At 41.5% G+C, this 21,617-nt stretch carries 21 protein-coding genes, 1 tRNA gene and 1 rRNA gene; 15 read left to right on the forward strand and 8 right to left on the reverse strand.

All coding sequences use genetic code 11. The features are described 5' to 3' along the window. The 9 genes from rrf to G327_RS0121215 all read left to right on the forward strand — a co-directional run. A 5S ribosomal RNA gene (gene rrf, locus G327_RS26300) occupies positions 1-92 on the forward strand; the annotation flags it as partial. 8 nt (positions 93-100) lie between these two features. After that, a tRNA-Thr gene (locus tag G327_RS0121180) sits at positions 101-176 on the forward strand. A 151-nt stretch (positions 177-327) separates the two neighbouring features. Further along, positions 328-1,254 carry a hydroxymethylbilane synthase gene (gene hemC, locus G327_RS0121185; protein WP_019616809.1) on the forward strand — a complete coding sequence of 309 codons (927 nt, stop codon included), beginning with the start codon at positions 328-330 and terminating at the stop codon, positions 1,252-1,254. Beyond that, complete coding sequence (locus tag G327_RS0121190) at positions 1,254-1,985, forward strand: uroporphyrinogen-III synthase (protein ID WP_019616810.1); 732 nt, start codon at positions 1,254-1,256, stop codon at positions 1,983-1,985. Before hemC ends, G327_RS0121190 begins: the two co-directional genes overlap by 1 nt. A 60-nt stretch (positions 1,986-2,045) precedes the next feature. Beyond that, positions 2,046-3,203, forward strand: a complete 1,158-nt coding sequence (locus tag G327_RS0121195; RefSeq protein ID WP_019616811.1) for a uroporphyrinogen-III C-methyltransferase — start codon at positions 2,046-2,048, stop codon at positions 3,201-3,203. Positions 3,204-3,215: 12 nt separating this feature from the next. Continuing rightward, complete coding sequence (locus tag G327_RS0121200) at positions 3,216-4,400, forward strand: heme biosynthesis HemY N-terminal domain-containing protein (protein ID WP_019616812.1); 1,185 nt, start codon at positions 3,216-3,218, stop codon at positions 4,398-4,400. Positions 4,401-4,480: 80 nt separating this feature from the next. After that, entirely contained in the window at positions 4,481-4,990 is a 510-nt protein-coding gene (locus G327_RS0121205; protein WP_019616813.1) for a phosphatase domain-containing putative toxin, read from the forward strand. A gap of 117 nt (positions 4,991-5,107) precedes the next feature. After that, positions 5,108-7,243 (forward strand): permease, encoded by a 2,136-nt coding sequence (locus G327_RS0121210; protein ID WP_019616814.1) that lies wholly within the window; start codon positions 5,108-5,110, stop codon positions 7,241-7,243. A gap of 117 nt (positions 7,244-7,360) precedes the next feature. Further along, positions 7,361-8,218: an META domain-containing protein gene (locus G327_RS0121215; RefSeq protein WP_019616815.1), complete on the forward strand. Its 858-nt coding sequence runs from the start codon at positions 7,361-7,363 to the stop codon at positions 8,216-8,218. 79 nt (positions 8,219-8,297) lie between these two features. On the opposite strand, the gene G327_RS0121220 is transcribed toward G327_RS0121215, so the two are convergent. Continuing rightward, positions 8,298-8,654, reverse strand: a complete 357-nt coding sequence (locus tag G327_RS0121220; RefSeq protein WP_019616816.1) for a glutathione S-transferase N-terminal domain-containing protein — start codon at positions 8,652-8,654, stop codon at positions 8,298-8,300. A 113-nt stretch (positions 8,655-8,767) separates the two neighbouring features. On the opposite strand from G327_RS0121220, the gene G327_RS25335 reads away from it, so the two are divergent. Beyond that, positions 8,768-8,980, forward strand: coding sequence for a DUF1289 domain-containing protein (locus G327_RS25335; RefSeq protein ID WP_019616817.1), 213 nt, complete (start codon positions 8,768-8,770; stop codon positions 8,978-8,980). Positions 8,981-9,036: 56 nt separating this feature from the next. Here the strand turns inward: G327_RS25335 and G327_RS0121230 are convergent, their stop codons facing one another. Continuing rightward, positions 9,037-10,119: a carboxypeptidase-like regulatory domain-containing protein gene (locus G327_RS0121230; protein ID WP_019616818.1), complete on the reverse strand. Its 1,083-nt coding sequence runs from the start codon at positions 10,117-10,119 to the stop codon at positions 9,037-9,039. Positions 10,120-10,322: 203 nt separating this feature from the next. On the opposite strand from G327_RS0121230, the gene G327_RS0121235 reads away from it, so the two are divergent. Together G327_RS0121235 and G327_RS0121240 are read left to right on the forward strand one after the other, a co-directional pair. Then, positions 10,323-11,123, forward strand: a complete 801-nt coding sequence (locus G327_RS0121235; RefSeq protein ID WP_019616819.1) for a Rossmann-fold NAD(P)-binding domain-containing protein — start codon at positions 10,323-10,325, stop codon at positions 11,121-11,123. Positions 11,124-11,262: 139 nt separating this feature from the next. Continuing rightward, a complete protein-coding gene (locus tag G327_RS0121240) occupies positions 11,263-12,669 on the forward strand; it encodes a winged helix-turn-helix domain-containing protein (RefSeq protein ID WP_019616820.1) in 1,407 nt (468 codons plus the stop codon). A 76-nt stretch (positions 12,670-12,745) separates the two neighbouring features. On the opposite strand, the gene G327_RS0121245 is transcribed toward G327_RS0121240, so the two are convergent. The 3 genes from G327_RS0121245 to G327_RS0121255 all read right to left on the reverse strand — a co-directional run bounded on the left by G327_RS0121245 (position 12,746) and on the right by G327_RS0121255 (position 15,138). After that, positions 12,746-13,828 (reverse strand): hypothetical protein, encoded by a 1,083-nt coding sequence (locus tag G327_RS0121245; protein ID WP_019616821.1) that lies wholly within the window; start codon positions 13,826-13,828, stop codon positions 12,746-12,748. A 339-nt stretch (positions 13,829-14,167) separates the two neighbouring features. After that, positions 14,168-14,410 (reverse strand): hypothetical protein, encoded by a 243-nt coding sequence (locus G327_RS0121250; RefSeq protein ID WP_019616822.1) that lies wholly within the window; start codon positions 14,408-14,410, stop codon positions 14,168-14,170. A gap of 242 nt (positions 14,411-14,652) precedes the next feature. Then, on the reverse strand, positions 14,653-15,138 hold the full coding sequence (locus tag G327_RS0121255; protein WP_019616823.1) for a 2-thiouracil desulfurase family protein: 486 nt from the start codon (positions 15,136-15,138) through the stop codon (positions 14,653-14,655). A gap of 255 nt (positions 15,139-15,393) precedes the next feature. Between G327_RS0121255 and nirB the strand changes: the two genes are divergently transcribed. The 3 genes from nirB (at position 15,394) to G327_RS0121270 (ending at position 19,245) form a co-directional block, all read left to right on the forward strand. After that, positions 15,394-17,940: a nitrite reductase large subunit NirB gene (gene nirB / locus G327_RS0121260; protein ID WP_019616824.1), complete on the forward strand. Its 2,547-nt coding sequence runs from the start codon at positions 15,394-15,396 to the stop codon at positions 17,938-17,940. Continuing rightward, positions 17,940-18,266, forward strand: coding sequence for a nitrite reductase small subunit NirD (gene nirD / locus G327_RS0121265; protein WP_019616825.1), 327 nt, complete (start codon positions 17,940-17,942; stop codon positions 18,264-18,266). The genes nirB and nirD overlap by 1 nt, the downstream gene beginning before the upstream one ends. A 124-nt stretch (positions 18,267-18,390) precedes the next feature. Then, on the forward strand, positions 18,391-19,245 hold the full coding sequence (locus tag G327_RS0121270; RefSeq protein WP_019616826.1) for a formate/nitrite transporter family protein: 855 nt from the start codon (positions 18,391-18,393) through the stop codon (positions 19,243-19,245). A 137-nt stretch (positions 19,246-19,382) separates the two neighbouring features. On the opposite strand, the gene G327_RS0121275 is transcribed toward G327_RS0121270, so the two are convergent. From G327_RS0121275 to gmk, 3 genes are all read right to left on the reverse strand, one after another. Next, on the reverse strand, positions 19,383-20,372 hold the full coding sequence (locus G327_RS0121275; protein ID WP_019616827.1) for a calcium/sodium antiporter: 990 nt from the start codon (positions 20,370-20,372) through the stop codon (positions 19,383-19,385). A 93-nt stretch (positions 20,373-20,465) separates the two neighbouring features. Further along, positions 20,466-20,741, reverse strand: a complete 276-nt coding sequence (rpoZ, locus tag G327_RS0121280; protein ID WP_019616828.1) for a DNA-directed RNA polymerase subunit omega — start codon at positions 20,739-20,741, stop codon at positions 20,466-20,468. An 81-nt stretch (positions 20,742-20,822) separates the two neighbouring features. Continuing rightward, the gene (gene gmk, locus G327_RS0121285) at positions 20,823-21,455 is read right to left on the reverse strand and encodes a guanylate kinase (protein WP_019616829.1); all 633 of its coding nucleotides are present in this window, start codon (positions 21,453-21,455) and stop codon (positions 20,823-20,825) included. Positions 21,456-21,617: the final 162 nt, after the last annotated feature.

Raw genomic sequence — 21,617 nt, forward strand, 5'->3', positions numbered from 1 at the left:
CCACCTGATCCCTTTCCGAACTCAGAAGTGAAACGCAGCTGCGCCGATGGTAGTGTGGGGTCTCCCCATGTGAGAGTAGGTCATTATCAGATTCCCTTTTGCTGATATGGCTCAGTTGGTAGAGCGCACCCTTGGTAAGGGTGAGGTCGGCGGTTCAAATCCGCCTATCAGCACCATATTTCCTCTTTATTTTATATCTCCTAATAAACAACTCTCTACAATTAAATATTTTTATTAACAATCCTAGCTTTATCTCTATTAGACATGCTAATTTTTGTTATCTTTGATAGCATCAAAACATTAGTTTATTAACGAGATAACAAATAAATGATTCCTCAAATAATCCGTATTGCTACACGCCATAGTCCTCTTGCAATGTGGCAGGCCAACTTTGTTAAAGCAGAGCTTTTAAAATATCATCCGAACTTAACTGTTGAATTATTACCGATGAAAACCAAGGGTGATAAGATTCTCGATACTCCGTTAGCGAAGGTGGGTGGAAAAGGGCTCTTTGTTAAAGAATTAGAAGTTGCTATGCTGGAAGGGCGAGCGGATATTGCAGTGCATTCTATGAAAGATGTACCGGTTGATTTCCCTGAAGGTCTGGGTTTAACGGTTATCTGCGAACGAGAAGATCCGCGTGATGCTTTTGTTTCCAATAATTTTAACTCTTTGGATCAGTTACCTCAAGGTGCCGTCGTTGGTACTTCCAGTTTACGACGTCAGTGTCAGATTCGTGAATTACGTCCGGACCTGGTTATTAAAGATCTGCGCGGCAATGTTAATACTCGGTTGCGTAAGTTAGATGACGGCGAGTACGATGCTATTATTTTAGCTGCGGCCGGATTAATTCGTTTAGAAATGCAGGTTCGTATTGCAGCTTATATTGAACCTGAAATTTGTCTTCCTGCTGTTGGACAAGGTGCTGTCGGCATTGAATGTCGTTTAGACGATCAGCAGACTATCGAATTATTAAAACCTCTTGAAGATGCCGTAACGCGGATACGTGTTACCGCTGAACGTGCGATGAACCTTGCATTGCAAGGCGGCTGCCAGGTACCTATCGGCAGTTATGCGACTCTAGATAATGATCAGGTCTTTCTACGCGGTCTGGTAGGCAGTGTTGATGGTAAGCAGATTATCCGTAAAGAGATCACTGGTCATCTAGATGATGCTGAGAAACTAGGTCTTAATTTGGCGAAGCAGCTGCTTGACTGCGGTGCGCAGGAAATTCTGGCTGAAGTATACAAATAATGGCTAAAGCACGTCTACTGATAACACGTTTTGCTCCCCATGCTTTACGCTTGTCTAACCTGCTCAATGCGCAGGGCACCGCTGCTTTTGCACAGCCTTTACTGGAAGTGAAACAAACAGCTGAGTTTGATGATATCCGTATGCTCCTAACAGGTAGTTACGATTATATTATCGCAGTTAGTTCTAACGCGGTTGACTATACTAAGTGGGCCCTTGCTGATAATCCCTGGCCTGCTGCGTCTTATCTTGCAGTGGGTAAAGGGACGCAGGCTGTCTTAAGATCAGCAACGGGAAAAAGTGTTTCTGTTCCGGATAAACGTTATGATAGTGAAGGGCTGCTTGCCTTACCTTGTTTATCTAATATACAAGGTAAACGAATTCTTATTCTGCGTGGTTTAGGCGGCCGCGAGTTACTCAGTGAAACATTAACAGCCCGTGGGGCAGTGGTTGAGTATTACCAACCCTATCAGCGAGTTGCGATTGAATTAAACGGGTCACTGTTAACAGAAAAATGGCGCCGACTGAATATTAATGGTGTTATTATCAGTAGCGTTGAATTACTTGAACGGTTACTCGTTGTTGTGCCTGAATCTGAACATAAGTGGTTAAAAAATCAGACTATTTATGCGCCCAGCAAACGAATAACAGTACATGCAGTATCATTAGGCTGGTCTAGTGCGGAAGTTCTTCCGGGTATGGCAGATCAGCAGATCGTCGATTACTTTAAATAAACAGCGGATAAACGCTTTGTTCGTATTTAGCCTGATAGGCTTAAAAATGTGAGGGTGGTTATGACAGACAATAAAAATAATAACGAAGCAGTAATAGAAACGAATACTTCTGGTGATGAAAATCCGCCACCGGTAGTTGAACAATTACCTGAAGATAAAAAGACTAAGGGCAATAAAACTGCTATTTTTATCGGTGTTTTAGCACTTATATTTTCACTTTCTTTGACTGCCCTAGCTGTATATTTTTATCAGCAATACCAAGTTCTAAGTAAACAGCAGCAGGCGGAAATAGTTCAGCTGACTGGAAAATTATCATCACAGGCAGATAAGCAGAATAATCAAACGCAAGCAGCTTTAAAGCTGAAAAATCAGCTTGAAACACAGGTCGAACAGGTAAATCAGCAGCTGCAGAGAGTTAAAAATGAAAATAAATTATACAGCAGTGATCTACAGGCTCTACAGCGCAGTTTTTCTGAAACGACTGTTCGTCACCCGAACGACTGGATTTTAGCTGAGGTTGAATATCTGGTTAAGCTTGCCGGCAGAAAAATCTGGTTAGAGAAAGATACTGCCACTGCAACTGCTTTATTATTTGCAGCGGATCAGCGTGTTGTTGAGCTTAGTGATGCCAGCTTGAGTCCCTTACGAGCAGCTCTGCTTGAAGATATCAACAGTTTAGAAGCGCTTCCTAAACGTGATCCTGACGGAGTGGTTCTAGCACTTTCCAGTTTGGAGCGCCGCATTGATAAACTGGTTGTGGCTGGTTTAACTATTCCTGAAAAAACAGCGGAAAATCAGGCTGAAGTTTCGAGTGATATTAACGACTGGCAGGCTAACTTAACTAAATCTTGGGACAGCTTTGTAGAAAGCATTGTTGTTATTAATAAACGTGACCGTGCTGTTCAGGCGTTACTTTCTCCACAGCAAAGCTGGTATTTAAGGGAAAACTTGCGTAATGATTTAGCGAAGGCTGAATTTGCGATTTATCGTGAACAGCAGGGAATTTACGATGCCGCATTACACAGTGCTTCTGAGCTGCTTAGCGGTTATTACGATTTAACCGACAGTAATACTGGCCACTTTCATAAATCAATTCAGCGTCTGAGCAAACGTAAAATTACTAGTGATTATCCTGATCAGTTAAAAAGTGCGCCGTTACTGGACAGTATAATAAAAAAACGTGTAAAAAAATCCTTAGCCAGTTCACGTGTTGAGTAGGAGGGGAACCTTATGATACGAATCATTATTATCGTTGCAGTACTCATGGCCGGTCTGATTTTTGCTCCGGAAATTAGTGGTAACAAAGGTTATATTCTAGTTTCTCTGGATACTTATACAACCTATGAAACAACGATCATTAACGCCGTTTTTATGGCTGTTATCTTTTATTTTTTACTTCTGTTAGCGGAATGGTTATTACGTAAACTGTTGTCGATGAGTTCTATTACCCGCGGCTGGTTTGGACAGCGCAAAACTAAAAAAGCACAAAAGAACAGCCTGCTGGGTATGCTGGCACTCTTTGAAGGTGATGCCAAACAGGCGCAGAAGTTACTGGCTAAATCAGCTGAGCGTACTGAATCTCCTGCTCTAACCTATATTGCTGCCGCTAAGGCTGCTCAGAAGCAGGGGCAGTATGATCTACGTGATGAATATCTACAGCAGGCGACACAAAGCCAGCAGGGCTGCCGAGTTGCTGTTGCCCTTGTCTGGGTTGAGCTGCAGCTGGAAGCAAAGCAGTATGAAAATGCACTGGCAACACTTAATGAGTTAGATACAAACTTTCCGAAAAAGAAGCGTGCAGCTGAGTTATATCTACAAATTTACCCAGCCCTGCAGGAATGGCATAAATATATCGATGTACTGCATAAACAGCGCAAGTTTTTAGATTTTACGGATGATGAGTTTGAAACTATGCAGCTTGATGCTTATCAACATTTGTTTAAACAGCTGGCGCTTCAGGATGGAGCTGCTCTGCACAGTTACTGGGAAAGCACATGTCCACGCTGGATGCGTAAAGAGCTGGCCTATCAGAAAATTTTGCTGGATGCGCTGATAAGCAGCGGTAACGATAAAATTGCTGAGCAGTTTTTATTAGAAAAATTGAATAAACAGTTTTCCTTACCGCTTCTTGTGTATATCGATAAGCTGACGATTAATGATCATTATCCGTTAATCCAGTTATTAGAAAAAAAACTTAAAAAGGAACCTGAAACTGCTTTAATTCATCAGGCCCTCGCAAAATTAAAGTTAAAAGAAAATAATTATGAAGCTGTGATCCAGCATTTGATAATTAGTGTAGAAAGTATTGCAGATATTGAGGATTTCGTATTATTAGCTGATCTGTTAGAAAAAGACGATCGTGAGCAGGAAGCGCAGAGTTATTACCGTAAAGGATTACTTTCTGCTGTGTCATAAAAATGAAATTTAACAGTTATAAAATTAATTAAGCAGGTGGTTCCCCATCTGCTTTTTTTATAATTCAAAAGGTAGTTATCATGTCAGTACACCCTCTTTTTCCAATCAGCATCGCAGGCAGTGAAGCTGAAATTATTTTGACTCCATGTCCTGGTACTAAAGGGGCTGGTTTAACAAGCTCATTAGCACAAATTAAAGAATCAGGCGCTCATGCTGTTTTAACATTTATGACTCAGGAGGAGCTGGATAAAAATGAATTGTCTGATATCGGGCGCTCAGTAAAAGAGGCGGGTATGTCCTGGTTTCACCTGCCGATTATTGATGACCATGCTCCAGAGCCTCCATTTTTAGAGGCCTGGATAAGTGCCGGTCCTGTAGTACATGATCTGCTTAAACAGGGAAAAAGTATTGCAGTACATTGTAAAGGCGGTTCAGGCCGCACTGGACTTATCTGTGCACAAATTCTCTTAGAGCGCGGCGAGGAAATTGTACCGTTAATGAAACGTATTCAGGTTGTTCGTCCGAACGCTTTTACTCATGCCTGCCATCGCGATTATTTAACTTCGCTGGATAAAAGTTTAAAGGAGTAAATTAACCTTTTCTTTGAATATAAATGAGAATGGATATCATATAAGGTTGGTCTGAATATATATAGTGTTATACTATAACAAAATATATACCTGTTAACCTTATTGAGATTCTATTTTATGTTGTTGTTATTAAGCATTCTGGCGCTTTTTTTAGGCCCTTTAACTTACCGGTTACTACAGCGGCAGCCCGGCTGGCTGGATCTGCTTGATGCATTTATTTTTGTTACGATTTCAGGTCTTGTTCTCTTTCATATCCTGCCCGAAGTTCTGCACAGCGGCGGACTGATGGTGTTAGTTCTAATGGCGCTCGGCCTGCTTGCCCCCAGCTGGATAGAAAAATACTTTCATAAAGCGGCTGCTCAGGCTCATCAGGCAACTCTGTTTTTAGGTATCTTAGGTTTAGTGCTGCACGCTAGTATTGACGGCTCTGCTCTGCTTGTAGAAGAGGGAGACCATACAGCCTGGCTGCTGGCTCTTGGGGTATTACTGCATCGTTTTCCTGTCGGCTTAACTGTGTGGTGGTTATTACGCCCGCAATACGGGCGTCTTTTACCTATGGGTATCCTGCTGAGTATGTCGGGAGCTACGTTAGCCGGTGCGCTGTTTGCAGATTACTCGCTTGCCCAGCTTGACGGGCAATGGTTAGCCTGGTTCCAGGCATTTGTTATGGGCTCAATTATGCACGTAGTACTGCATCGACCATATTTAAATGCTCATTCTCACTCTCATGCACACAATGATATAGAGGAAGATCAAGAGAATAAATATGCTGCAGGTATAGGAAGTGTTTTAGGTGTTGTGGTCTTAGCCGCTGTACTTCTGCCGCATTGGCTGGGTTATATTGAACATAGCCACGATCATAGTCCGGCTGCAGAAGTCGTTCCCCTTATAGCAAAAGATGCTCTTCACTTACAACAGATTGATGAGCACGCGGTTCGTTTGATAGAGGAACAGCATATAAATCATGAAGCTCATGAAATAGAGGCTTCGCATGCAGAACATGATCACGAAGTTCATGGAATAGAAGGCTTGCATGCAGAGCATGAGCACGAAGTTCATGAAATAGAAGATTCGCATGCAGAAAATGATCACGAAGTTCATGGAAGAGAAGACTCGCATGCAGAGCATGATCACGAAGTTTATGGAATAGAAGATCCGCATGCAGGACATGATCACGCAGCTCATGATATGGAAGAGATGCATACCGAACAGGGTCAGAATAATACTGCATTAACGCTGGCTAACTTCACCAATATCGCACTGCATAGTGCCCCTATGTTATTACTAGCGTATTTCTTAAGTGCGCTGATGCATTATTTTAAACCCGCGTTTTCAATTTTACCTATGCAGGGAAGCCGAACTTATCTGAAGGACGGGTTAAAAGGGGTTATCTATGGTTTGCCTTTACCTGTGTGCTCGCCAAGCGCAGCTAAAATGCATCAGCAGTTATTAGGTATGGGTGCAAATCAAACGTTTGCAACCGCATTTTTAATTGCGACCCCGATTATCGGTTTTGATGCATTGTTGATTTCACTGCCGTTATTAGGCACTCAGATGCTGTTATTACGTATTGTATTAGCCGCTGTGTTTGCATTATCTATTGCCTGGTTATTAGGCCGTCATTTTAAAGCGCCGATCTCTTCGGCAGCCGCTTCAAGCTGTCAGGGCGGTGCATCAACATCACGCTTCCTTACTGCGATAAAACAAGGTTATCAGCATCAGTTAGATCATACTGCTCCCTGGGTTTTATTAGGCTGGACGTTAGCGGCCACACTGTCAGCTGCTTCAGCTTGGACATTCTTTGAACAGGCCCTATGGCTGCAGGTGCTGGTTATGATTGTTGTCGCTTTCCCCTTTGCATTGTGTGCAACGGGTATTACCCCGGTGATTGCTGTTTTACTGATGGCGGGTTTATCACCTGGTGCAGCTGCTGCATTTTTCTTAATCGCGCCAACTATCAGTTTAGAGTTATTGAAAAATATCCGCAGACAACAGGGAATCTTTGCCGCGATGAGTTTAGCTATGTTGATGTCAGGCGGCGCATTCTTGACTGGCCTGGTGCTTAATCAGTATATAGAAGTTATTTCTCTGCCGTGGTTAGAACAGCATCAGACAGGTTACAGCTGGTGGCAATATTCGAGTTTAGTACTTATTTTATGTTTATATTTTACCTCCTTACTGCGCCGTGGCGCTCGAGCTTTTATTGCTGAATTATTACCTAAAGGTCTGTTGAAACACCATCACCACCACTAAGCTGCGAAGTTTTAAGTACATAAAATATCCTTGATCACAAGTCGGACGGCAATTCACTAGTTGGATTGTCATTCGTCAACTATTCTCTAATAAGTTGATGATTAAAGGACTGATACGATGAAGAAACTGCACTGGACAATTATTGCTATTATCACTGTAGTATTGCTTGCTGAAACTTATGCGCTTTACAAAATACCTAAAGCAGAAAATATCAGCGGCAAATTAATTTATGACCAGATTGTTAATATTGAACCTGATACTTTTTTCAGGCTAAGCCTTGAATCTCGTCCGCAGGGAGATACAAAGTTTATCATTCTGTCTGCTTCTGAAAATAATGCTTTCAGCGCATTTCCGCAGAAATTTACCCTGTCGGTATTAGAAAAATCACTCTCCCGGAGCGGCTTGTATCAGTTGCGTGCAGAAGTTATAAAAGATGGTAAATTGCTGTTTACAAATAGAAATATGCTTCCCTTGACGCGTAAAGAACTGTCTGAGGTTACTGCTGTTGTAATGCAGGCAGTGCGGAAACCTAAAGCTGAGCTTAAGCCAAAACCTGAAGTTAAGTCTAAATCTGAACCTAAGGTCATACCTGAAGTTACGGTTAAAACACCGGCAAAAACTGCTGAAGCCTCTCTGGAGCCTGTGCAGGTGGATACCGCTGCTTTGTTAGGGGGCAAAAACTGGGTGCTTGATAGTGAAGCAAAAAACAAACCGTACATTATATTCGATATACGTAGAGGCAGTATTGTCGGCAGTGGTGGATGTAATAAATTCCAGGGAGGGTACAAAATAGAACAGCGTTCATTGATATTAAACAATTTTATTTCAACGGCAAAACATTGCGACACAGGAATGGAAGTTGAGGAGTATTATCTAAACTCATTAACTAAAGTTAAATCATGGCTTGTTACAGATAATAAGTTGTATTTATATGATGAAAATAAGCTGCAGTTACTGCAGTTTAACAGCCAGTAAACAAACTGTTTTCCCATTTATGCGATAATGTGGGGATTGTTGTCTCGGCCGGTTATTATCTACCAGCCGGGATAAAAGCTTAAGCAAAGCGCTTATTTAAGTAATCAATAATTGCGGACGATTCATACAGCCAGGTTATTTTTTCATTTTCTTCAATACGTAAACAAGGTACTTGTACTTTGCCGCCCTCATTTTCTAATACTTGTTTATGATCAGTCTGTTTGGCATCAATAGTGTTTATGTTGATCGACTGACTGTGCATAACTCGACGTACTTTTACACAGAAAGGGCAGGCTTTATATTGATAAAGGCGCAGCGATTGTGTCTGGATATCTATTTCTGACTGCTCTGTTACAGAACGTCGGCGCTTAGCCGGTGTAAAAATAAAATTCAGTAATAAAATAATTCGGCCTAAAATCCAGCGGATAATAAACATATAACCCCTCTTTTTTGTTATCAGTTTGTTAATTATAATGCAGTGTAACTTAACTATGCTTATCATTAAAGTTATAAGCTTTTATCAACAGCAGACGAGTAAGAAGAAAACCCATGACCAAAACAACCTCTCCGTGTATCCGCAACTGTTGTCTGGATCAATCTGATATATGTATGGGATGTTTTCGCAGTCTGCAGGAAATAAAAGAGTGGGGGCAGGCGAGTGATATTCGTAAACAGGAAATTAATGTTTTATGTTTACAGCGAGAAGAAAATGAACGGAGGCTGCGTGAACAAAGAAAGAAGGATTATGACAGGATCAAATAACCAGCAGATAAACGCCGGTTATTTGTAATAAAAATGTTATTCACGGTTATTTGTCTCTAGTTGATTTGATCTGCATTCCAGGTTGTAAAGTGGGATACATGGCCGTTATAAGAATAGCTGCCCGTTTCATCCCGGCCTAGATAGGCGAATCCCTCTTCTATCCAATAACCGCGTTGTTCATCAAAATACCATAACGGAATAATCTGTGGTGCATTGCGGGCGTCAAGATGACTAGCTAAAGGGATCATTATTTTGGCACGTTTTCCTTTACCCAGGTTAACGGCTGCACCCGAGTTATCAAATAAATCCACAGAGACTGCACCAGAAGATTCCGTTGAAATCGGATTGACTAGGGGTTGAGTTGTGTCAGCAAGACCACCGGGAATAACAGTGCTGTTAAGAGGTGGATCAATAACGGTAACAACTGCTTTAACCGGTAACTGTAATGGCTTCCCGTCTTCACGAACAAGATGGCGTAAATCAATACGCAGCACCTCTTTCTGATTGATGAAAAATGATGTTTTCTGATCGCTCAATAGTGTCTGAGATACTTGAGCCGGCAATAAACTAAGGTCTTTTTCAATATTCTGCTTGTTGATAGAAAATCTTTCTGAGAGTCTTGCAAAATTATCTGCCTGGACAGATAGTGTAAAGCGTTTATCCAAACCTATACCTATAAACGAATATTCCCCCTGGTCATTGGTTGTGGTGGTGCGGATAACTCTACCTTTCTGCAGCAGCTTGATTCTTGCATTTTTGATTAAAGTGCCGTTATAGTAGTGATTCACCTGTCCGGATACCGAGCCTGGTAAAGTACGGCAGACAATATGGATTCCTGAGGTTTCAGCAGCCGAAATGAGCTGTGATTTATCCCGCTCGCATTCCTGGCCGGCAGGCTGCTCTGTTATCTCAACATTTAACGCAGTATCTTCCCGCAAGGGTAAATTGAATGTATAACTGCCGTTCTCCATTAGTGACAGTCTCTGATCATTGATGGTGACTGTAAGCTTACCTTCTAGCCCGATTATTTCAGCATTCATCAGCTTCGCAGTCACTTTGACTGCTTGATCGGTCTGGTAATTTATCCATAATAAACTTAGCGGGAGAAGCACTGCCACAGCTGAAAATAAATATCTCATGGTGATCCCTCACATTTAGGAGCATTTATCATAGTTGAAGGTTTTTTAATATGTAACTACCCGGCAGGGTAGTTGTGGTTGTTGTTTTGACTATTAATTGCCTTTATTGTTAAAAATATCATTTTTATGAGTGTTCCCGTTATGTCTGTTTAATGATGCAGGCTCTCGGAATATTTCGAATAATTACGTAAAAAGGAAATTAAATGAGCACAACTATTAGTGTTTTAGGAAGCGGGTGGTTAGGGTTAGCGGCGGCACTTAAGTTGAGCATCAACTTTACCTGTGTAAATATTTCGACTCGTTCGGCGGCTAAAGCTGCTGATTTACAGGAGTCTGGTTTAAAAGCATTTATTGTTGATATAGATAATATTAGCGACAATATTCAAGACTTTTTACAGTCAGAAATTTTACTGCTCAGCATCACCAGTAAAAATATTGATGCATTTAAACATTTAATTAAAGAGATTGAACTGTCGCCGGTGAAGAAAGTAATATTCACTAGTTCCACTTCTGTTTACCCGGAAAAAAACGGTGTTTGTAAGGAGTCTGATGTTTTAGGAGATATAGAACATCCCTTATTAAAAGTTGAACAACTTTTAATAGAAAACAAAAGCTTTCAAACAACCATATTACGCTGTGCAGGTTTAATCGGTGGTAAACGTCACCCTGGGCGTTTTTTTACTTCTAAAGCGATTAAAAATGCTTCGGCACCGGTCAATTTAGTTCATCGCGATGACTGTGTGCAGATTATTTCTTTGGTCATTACAAAAGCAGCCTGGGGAAAGATCTTAAACGTCTGTGCGGATACACATCCCAGCAAAGTGGATTTTTACACACATAATGCGGCCGCCTTAGGCTTTGATAAGCCTGACTCAGGTGTTCAAAATAGTGGTTTTATTAAAATAATAAGTAATGAGCTTTTGAAATCTGTACTCGATTACCAGTTTATTCATGCAGACCTAATGCTGATTGATCCTATTGCTGATTATGATTTATCCATATAAGTGTTTTAATCTTATGTGTTACTGCTCAATTTACTTATAATGAAGCAATAAGCGTGACTGATACGGTTAAAGTCAGTTAGCTTCGAATAGATCATCTATCTACAGGCCCAAGGCAGAAAATTCAATCAGCGGTATAACTATGTTAGAGCAGCAGTCACTATTCACATCCCCACAACCTTTCCGAATAGGAGATCGTATCATTGTTGATCCGATCAAGCAGACTATTTCCCTTGATAATGAACAAAAAACGGAACCACAGCTGATACTGTTATTGACTCTGCTGGCCAGTGAGCAGGGAAAAACGGTAACTCGGGAAAAGATCTTTTCCAGCATCTGGCCGGGTATGGTGGTGACAGCTAACTCACTGAATCAGTCAATAAGTAAATTGAGAAAACTGCTGGGTGATGACAGCCGTAACCCTCATATTATCGTAACCATCCCCCGCCAGGGTTATGCGTTAATTGAGCCTGTGACTCTGTTAAATGAAGCGCAAGTTCCTGGTGATGAACCAGAAGAAATATCAAGTGAAGCTGAGAGCAGTGATGAATCAGGAAATAGAAAGCGGTTTTCATTATTTAATGTAAAAGGATTACTGCCGTTAATCAGCCTGCTGATTTGTACCTTTATTACTTATCAGTTTTGGCCTAAGCCCAAGACTGTAATCGTGGTGTCACCTGCACCTGTTTTAACCAAATACGGAGAGCTTCCGGCTGATCCGATAAGCTATGCCTTATCCGGTTTTTTATATGCAGGCCTTAAAAAATCCTTTAAAAATGAGTCGCTAGAAATTCATTTTAACTGCGCCACGCTAGCATCGAAAGGCTTGTGTTCTGAACAGTACAGTTATAATCCGGATAAGGTGGTGGAAATCAAACCGATCATCCGTTACGGACCGAATAAGATAAAGCTTAATCTTCTGATTGATGGCGAACAAAACGCTTTCGAGCTGGAAACCTCGGAATTATCTTTCAGTTACTTAGATGAGGAGCTTGATGAGCTGCTGATCAATCTGGTTAAAAGATTCACTAATGAACATAATCATAAACGTATTATGTCGGCGTTATTCGAATGGCTTAAACAGCCTAATAACCCTGCACTTGCAGTTGATAGAATGAAGCTTGCCGCCTATGCATACAGTGATCAGGTTATTGAGAATGCCGTTATTGTTAAACAAATTGAACAGTCAACGCAGATATGTAATTTTGACTGCCCTTTACTTTATGGGGCGTACGGCAGGGTGCTGGTGCATTTATATATTAAAACACAAGAGCGCCAGTATCTGCTTAATTCATTAGATTATTTACAGCGTGGGGCACCGGAACGGTTATCTGAAACAGAGTTAACCTTAGCCGCGGCTTATGCACTGGCAGGGCAGTCGGAGAAGTCTTATTTAATGTTACAGAATATTCAGCGGGTATCATTTCCAGGCTTAAAAAAAGCACTGCAGTACTATTTAGCTGTTAATTATTTAAAAGAAGAAGCTGATAAGCCCGTATTGTTAAGGCCTGATGCACTTGTCGAATATCTGCTGAAGTCGGCAAAGTAGTTTTCTTCTAGTGGTTGAAATATCCGTTACCTGAGTCTTAAAAAATCAGGTAACGGATTTAAGAAGTCGAGATTATTTATTTGGCTTCTTTAAGGAATAACTCTAAGTCTTCAGATTTTTTGCGTGGTAACTTAAAGACTGCATCTGTTTCCGATTTCCAGCGTAATGACTTTAACTGTGCATCTGTTTTAGTTTTTGCTATCTCACCGTAAGCAGGGCTGTGAATAACAACGGCTTTCATCGCTGAATCTTCGGTGGCTATATCAAGCAGCTGCATAGTTTCACCATTTAATACCTGATGATGAGGACAGTCTTCTTCAAGAGTCTGCAGCTGTTCTGCACTGAGATTGGATTTTTCTTCCTGATCATTCAGATTCGCACGGGTGACAACAGCTAATCGCTTGACGGCAGAATGACCTAAGGTTGAAGTATCAATAAGAGGTGTCGCTTCTGTTTGTGCTAATGATTTATTGACCGGGTAGATAGTTTCTCCATCAATAACAGCAAGACAGATATCTGATTGATCCGAGTCTAAATTTGGATGTGAAAAACGGTTGATAAAACTGATATAACTGCCTGTCGGATCTTCTTTACTTAATCCCTCAACACGCGCAATCGGATCTTGCCCGTCAATATCACTTTCCTGTGGCAGTGCAATAATATAACCCGTGTCATCTACACCATAGATGCGGCCTTCAGCAGCCCAGGGCGTATCTCCGAAATTATCGCTGATCTTAACTGCGAACTTTGTATCCGCTTTGCTTTTATGAACTTGAATGCTGTGATCAAAACCACTGCGCCACGACTGCTGTAACTTTAGTCCCTCTGCCGGAACAAAAATAAATGATGCATTTTGCAGAGCAAAAGCGTTTTCTGAAGGGTTGTCGATGGTAAATTTTATCGACTCATTACGCATATTATTAACATGCAGTCTCAGCGGCAGATAGTCCTGGCTAATTTTCTGACTGCCGGCCTTAAATGAGATATTGTCAGCAGGTAATACTGGTATCTGAGTATCTTTAATTATAGGTTGTTCGGTATTGGTTTTAGACGGATTAATTTTTATTGCTGGAATATCACCACCGCCGCCAGAACCGCCGCAGGCGGAAAGTAATGTAATACCGGCCAGTATTACAGATTGTTTTATAAAAGTGTTCATCTGATTAATCCTTGTGCGTTAAATAGTATGTTGTTTGTAAATTTGTGATGATGATAATAAGTGTTTACAGGTTTGTAGAATCAAGAAGTGTGATTTAAACTCAATAACTGTGAATGTTGCCGTAAGTCGCTGATTAACAATGATTGTTTAGAGGCCGTTCAAATGGCTTTGAGCCTGCTGTAACTGGACCTGATTAAATACCTGGATGCCGTATTGACGTAATAATTGTATGGTGACTTCCTGATCATAAATTAAGCGGCGCTTAAAGCTGTCGTTATAAATTTTCTAGCTGCTGCAGGAGGTTTTTTTCAGTCAGAATAGCGACTTTAATATTATTGTTTAAAGCAGGCGGCTGAGCCTCTTGTTCGCCCGCTGTAAATGCTTGAGCCTTAATCGAGTCGGCACCTTGAATCTGGCGTGCTGTTTAATATCTTTATTGATATTTACCTGTTCAGAACCTTTGTTGTTCAGGTCATACGGATTAACTTTCATTGCAGGAACATCATCGACGCCAGAGCCACCGCAGGCGGCGAGTAACAGGGGAGTGCTTAGTATCATTAACTGTTTTATAAAAGTATTCATCAGATTAAACCTACTTATTAAATGATGGAACAGCTGGTAAGTTTTCAAATGATAATAATAAGTGCCTGAGGTTTTGTAGAATCAAGAAGTGTGATTTAAACTCAATAAGTGTTAGTTCTTATGTAACATGTTGAATAGATATGTTTTTTCTGGATAAAAGATGTGCTTAACAGCTTTTCATTAACCGGTTAGAGGCACTGTGGATCTTTATAAATGCAGCTAAGCAGCATTAATATTTGCTTTTATAAACCATCTAAATAATCTTGTACCTGCTGTAACTGGAATTGATTAAATACTTGAATGCCGTGCCGGCGTAATAATTGTGTCGTGACCCCCTGTCCGCTAATTAGAGTACGATCGAAGCTGCCGTTATAAATTTGCGAGCTGCCGCAGGAGGGACTTTTTTCAGTCAGGACTGCAGCTTTAATATTATTTTCTAAAGCAAGCTGCAGGGTTTTTAGTGCGCCCGCTGTAAATGCTTCGCTTACGTCTTGACCCGCTTGAGTTTTAATTGAGCCGTCATTTTGAATTTCAGCTGCCGGGCGCGGTGTTGCTAAGCCGCCGCATACCTCCGGGCAGATACTCAGTAGAATTCCATGCTGCAGCCAATTGTCGAGCAGCTTGTTTTCTATTTTATTAATTTTTGCATCATAACGAACATTCTCACCTAATAAACAGGCGCTTATTAATATCTTATAGGGGCTTGGCGCTTTCTTTAAGCTGTGCATTTTTGCTCCTGCTGTGATCATTTTTATCGAATTATACCTTGCCAATTAACCACTTGCATCATGAGGTTATTGTTAAATCCTTTGGTATTTTGTGGGTATTTTGTTAGTTAGATCGCCTCTCTTTGTGAGTATTTTTGGTTATATATGTGTGAAATTGTAATGAACATGTAATTCTCATTGATTTTTATCAAGACTATCACGTTGATTTTAGTTAACCTGCACGCGATTAAAATTCACTTAGTCCTAGAGGAAAATATGAGCAAACAAAAATTAGTTATCATTGGTAACGGCATGGTCGGCCATCGCTTTATCGAAGATTTTGTCGAGAAAGCGGATCTGGATAAATTTGAAATCACTGCTTTTTGTGAAGAACCTCGCGTTGCTTATGACCGTGTGCATCTTTCCTCATATTTTTCCCATCATACCGCAGATGAACTTTCTTTAGTTAAAGAAGGTTTTTATGAAAAGCATAATATTAACGTCTTAATCGGCGAGCGCGCATTAACCATTAATCGTCAGGAAAAAGTGATCCACTCGCAGACGGGGCGTGCGGTTTATTACGATAAATTAGTGATGGCAACAGGATCTTACCCATGGGTGCCGGATATTAAGGGTAATGAGAGCAAAGACTGTTTTGTTTACCGTACGATTGAAGATCTAAATGCCATTGAGGCCACTGCGCGCCGCAGTAAAAACGGTGTAGTTGTCGGTGGCGGTTTATTGGGTTTAGAAGCGGCCGGCGCGCTTAAAGCACTGGGTGTAGAAACACATGTTATTGAATTTGCCCCGGTATTAATGGCTGAGCAGTTAGATCAGCAGGGCGGACAGATGTTACGCCAGAAAATTGAAAGTATCGGTGTTAACGTGCATACCGGTAAAAATACTAAAGAGATCGTTGTAGGCGGTGAAAAGTCACGTAATACCATGCAGTTTGCAGATGGTAGTGAGTTAGAGATTGATTTTATTGTTTTCTCAACGGGTATTCGTCCACAGGATAAATTAGCCAAGCAGTGTGGTCTAGCAACAGCCCGCCGTGGCGGTATCAGTATTAATAACCAGTGTGAAACTTCAGATCCTGATATTTATGCGATTGGTGAATGTGCTTCCTGGAATGAAAAATTTTTCGGTTTAGTGGCGCCGGGTTACAACATGGCGAAAGTCGCTGTTGATAACATTCTTGGACGTGACAATGAGTTCAGCGGCGCCGATATGAGCGCCAAATTAAAGTTGTTAGGTGTTGATGTCGGCAGTATTGGCGATGCCAACGGGCGCACTCCGGACTGTAAAAGTTATGTTTACCTGGATGAAAACAGTTCTGTTTATAAACGTATTATTGTTTCACAAGACGGTAAGCGTTTATTAGGTGCGGTACTGGTAGGTGATACAGAAAGCTATAGCGATTTATTACAATACACACTTAATGATATTGAATTACCTAAACATCCTGATTCATTAATTCTACCTGCACATGCCGGTGCTAAAACAGGTGGCTTAGGTGTTGATGCTCTGCCGGAAACTGCGCAGGTATGTTCATGTTTTGATGTTAAGAAGAGTGATATTGCTGATGCGGTAGCTGCCGGTCATACGACTATTGGTGCAGTAAAAATGGAAACCGGTGCCGGAACCGGCTGTGGAGGCTGTGTACCACTGATCACTCAGGTCTTAAATGCTGAACTTGCGAAACAGGGTGTGGAAGTGAAAAACCATCTTTGTGAACATTTTGAGTATTCTCGTCAGGAGTTATTCCATTTGATCCGTATCGAGGGTATTAAAACATTCAAAGAACTATTAGAAAAATACGGTAAAGGTTACGGCTGTGAAGTGTGTAAACCGACTGTCGGTTCCATTCTAGCGTCCTGCTGGAGTGATTATATCTTAAGCAGTGATAATAACGGTCTGCAGGATACCAATGATATCTTCCTGGGCAATATGCAGAAGGACGGCACTTATTCGGTTATTCCGCGTATGGCTGGTGGTGAAGTAACACCAAAAGGTCTGGCTGTGGTGGCTAAAGTTGCCGAGCAGTATGAGCTTTACACCAAAATTACCGGCGCACAGCGTATTGGTCTGTTTGGCGCACATAAAAGTGACCTGCCGGATATCTGGTCACAGTTAATTGAAGCGGGTTTTGAAACCGGGCAGGCTTATGCTAAAGCACTGCGTATGGTGAAAACCTGTGTCGGCAGCACCTGGTGTCGTTTCGGTGTACAGGATAGTGTCGGCCTTGGTGTTGAGCTGGAAAACCGTTACAAAGGCTTACGTACTCCGCATAAGATGAAATTTGGTGTGTCAGGCTGTACACGTGAGTGTGCTGAAGCTCAGGGTAAAGACGTGGGCATTATCGCTACCGATTCCGGCTGGAACTTATATGTTTGTGGTAACGGTGGTATGAAACCGCAGCATGCTGAGCTGCTTGCATCTGACCTTGATAAACAGACCTTAATTAAATACTTAGATCGCTTCATGATGTTCTATGTGCGTACTGCAGATAAATTAACGCGTACTTCTGTCTGGCTGCAGAATCTAAGCGGCGGTATTGATTACCTGAAAGAAGTGATTGTCGACAATAAACTCGGTATCAATGAGCAGCTTGAAAAAGAGATGGCGCAGGCTATTGCAAGCTACCAGTGTGAATGGACAACAACACTTTCAGATCAAGAGTCGCTGCAGCGTTTCGCACACTTTATTAATAGTGATCTGCAGGATGATAATGTTGTATTTACACCTGAGCGCGATCAGAAACGTCCGGCATTTATTGAAGAAAAAGCCCCGACATACAATATTTCTCTGGAGGAAGCGTAATGAGCAGCTGGATTAGAGTTTGTGAACTGAAAAGTATTTTCCCTGCAACGGGCGTATGTGCGCTGGTGGATGGAAAACAAGTTGCAATTTTCCGCCCAAGTGACGAAGAGCAGGTTTACGCAGTTAACAATATGGATCCGTTTGCGCGTGCAAATGTTTTATCGCGCGGTCTTATCTGTCAGCACCAGGAGCAGTTATGGGTGGCATCGCCGCTTAAAAAACAACGTTTCAATCTGCTTGATGGTTCATGTTTGGAAAACAGTGAAGTATCAGTAGAAGCATATAAAGCCCGTGTCACTGATGGTTTTGTTGAAGTGCACCTGTAAACACTGAGATTTAATAGCTTAAATGCTTCCTGCTTTTTATCTATCACACACTGTGATAAATGAGCGGCAGGAAGCCTTTCACTATTAACTTTTAACTTTAACTTTAACCTATAGGGACGTAATTATGTCTTACATTAAACCTGCTGACTTTGTTCAAACTATGATCGATGTCGGCGAAGCGAAAACAAAAACTGGTACTCGTGATCTTATTTTACGCGGCACAATGGCGGGCATTATCTTGTCGCTTGCTGTTGTTGTTGCAATTACTGCAATCGTTCAAACTGGGGTTGGTCTTGTCGGGGCACTTGTTTTCCCTGTCGGTTTTTGTATTTTAAGTCTGATGGGTTATGACCTGGTGACTGGTGTGTTTGGTTTAGCGCCTTTGGCTAAATTTGAAAACCGCCCTGGTATTGACTGGCCGCGTGTTTTACGCTGCTGGGGACTGGTTGGTTTAGGTAATCTTATTGGTTCACTGATTGTGGCTTATTTGATTGCGGTATCACTAACAATGAACTTTACAATCGATACAAACGCAGTTGCGCAGAAATTTATTGCAGTATCAACGGCGCGTACTGTTGGTTTTGAAAACCTGGGTGCAGACGGCTGGATCACTTGTTTTGTTCGCGCTATCTTTTGTAATCTAATGGTGTGCTTAGGTGTTGTAGGCGGCATGACTTCTCGTTCTGTTGGCGGCAAGGTTGCAGCAATGTGGTTACCTATTTTTATCTTCTTTGTATTAGTGTTCGAGCATACAGTGGTAAATATGTTCCTGTTTCCACTAGGCATGATTTTAGGGGCTGATTTTGGTGTTGCGACCTGGTTGAACTTCAACCTTATTCCAACCATTTTAGGTAACCTGGTTGGCGGTTTATTATTTACCACGGTTCCACTTTACCTGACGCATAAAAAGACTTCTGCTGCTTTAGATACTGAACAGGAAGAAACAGTTAACACTGAAGCTGTATTGAGCGCTAAGTAACTTTTTAAACAAGTTATCAAACTATTGGGCCTCGTGTTTAAACACGGGGCCTTTTTGATAGTAAAACTGCAGTCTTTGTAATAATAAAAAAGGCGCTAGGGTTAATCACCATAGCGCCTTTTTTTATCAGCTTAAATTTAAACTCCTGCAGAAGCCTGCATATCTTGAAACAGCCAGAACATATAACCGATATAAGCCGCTAATAATAAAGCACCTTCAAAGCGTCCCAAGAGACCTGTTTTACCTTTACGCCATGCGATTGAAAATAATATCAAAGCTAAGGTTAAGGAGATCATTACCGGATAGTCACGGGTTAATACCTCAATATCAAACTTGTCGGGATGAATCAGGCCGGGTAATGCCATTACCCCTAAGATGTTAAAGATATTAGAGCCGATAATATTACCAACGGCTAAATCAAATTCCTTCTTGCGTGCAGCTGCAACGGTAGCCGCCAGCTCAGGTAAACTGGTACCAATAGCAACAATAGTCAGACCTATAATCAGATCACTGACGCCAAAGTATTCTGCAACTTCAACCGCGCCCCAGACCAGCACACGTGATGAAACAATAAGAATAACAATACCGACCACTAACCATTTCAGCGCTTCGCCTTTACCGACTTCTTCCGGCATCTCATCTAAAATTTCCTGCGGCAGCGTATCTTCACCGTGGCTTTTAGCTTCATAAACAGTGAAGGCCAGCATGGCAAACATCATGCAAGATAGAATTAGACCATCAATAAAGTCAAGGCGTTGATCCCATAGTACAAAGTAGCTAAACAGTATAATTGCCAGCAGTACCGGCATCTCCCGCTTGAGCAGTTTCGAGTGGATCTGCAGGGGATAAAAAATGGCGGTCAGACCAAGCATTAAACCGACATTGGTAATGTTTGAACCGATTGCATTACCGATTGATAACCCCGTTTTTCCTTCTGCAGCAGCCATCGCCGAGACCAGCATTTCAGGAGCAGAAGTTCCTAAGCCGACAATCACAACACCAACAATCAGAGGAGAGATTGAAAAGCTGCGTGCAGTATTTGATGCGCCTAAAACAAATTTATCAGCGCTCCAGATAAGCAGAGCAAAGCCGACAATGATTGCCAGAGCAGGTAATAATAAACTCATCACAACAAGTTAACTCCATATTCATTGAATATAAAAAAACGCCGAACATCTGCATGGTCGGCGTTTCTTAAAATACTTTAATAAGGTCGGTTATTAACCGCGGCCTTCAGCAATTGCAGCAACAGCAGCTAATTCAGCAGCTTGTTTCTCATGCTTTTCTTGGCGATCTTGAACATCCATCAACTCATTAGTGATTAGATTTTCTTCAATTTCACGTAAAGCGATAACAGTAGGTTTATCATTTTCTGGCTCAACTAAAGGCGTTTTACCTTGAGTAGCAAGCTGACGAGCTCGACGAGATGCCATTAAGATAAGATCAAAACGATTACCGACTACATTTACTGCATCTTCAACGGTTACACGTGCCATTGTTGAACTCCAAAAAGTTAATTACACAAAAAAGGGCGCTTATTATATGTGCTAAATGTGATTTGATCCAGCAACTTCGTCTTAAGATTGTTGTTCTAACAATTCTTTAATGGTTGCCTGATGTCTGACTGCCTGTTTATCCTGTGCATTTCGCAGTGATTTAACAATAGCAGAGAACTCTTGGGTTGCTACTTCAAAGTCATCATTAACAATCAGATAATCATATTCATCATAATGAGACATTTCAGACTGTGCCTGTGCCATACGTTTTGCAATAATCTCTGCACTGTCCTGACCGCGGTTATTTAAACGCTGTTCCAGCTCTTTACGGCTAGGCGGCAGAATAAAAATACCTTTTGCCTGCGGCATCATTTCACGCACCTGACGTGCACCCTGCCAGTCAATATCTAAAAAGACATCGATACCCTGTGCCAGTGCCTGTTCAATAGTTACGCGGGATGTGCCGTAATAGTTGCCGAATACTTCTGCCCATTCAAAAAAGGCATTGTCTTCAATCAGCTTTTTAAAGTTATCCACATCTACAAAATGGTAATGTTCGCCATTACTTTCACCTATGCGTGGTGCGCGAGTGGTGTGAGATACAGAAACCTGCACTGTCCAGTCTCTTTTTTCAGCCAAAAGAGCATTGATAAGGCTAGATTTTCCTGCGCCGCTTGGGGCAGATACGATGTAAAGCGTGCCGACTTGGGACATATATAATGATTCCTGCAACATTAATTGGTTCTATCAGGGTTAATATTGTCTATTTATTGAACGCCTGATTTTTAGTAGTCGCGGATTATCCCCTATTTTTATGGTGATGTCTTTTTAATAGCAGAAATAAATTAATTTAAGACAAATAGATCATTTTTGACT

Origin of the sequence: Psychromonas ossibalaenae ATCC BAA-1528 (assembly GCF_000381745.1) — a bacterium.
In the GTDB taxonomy this organism is placed as follows: domain Bacteria; phylum Pseudomonadota; class Gammaproteobacteria; order Enterobacterales; family Psychromonadaceae; genus Psychromonas; species Psychromonas ossibalaenae.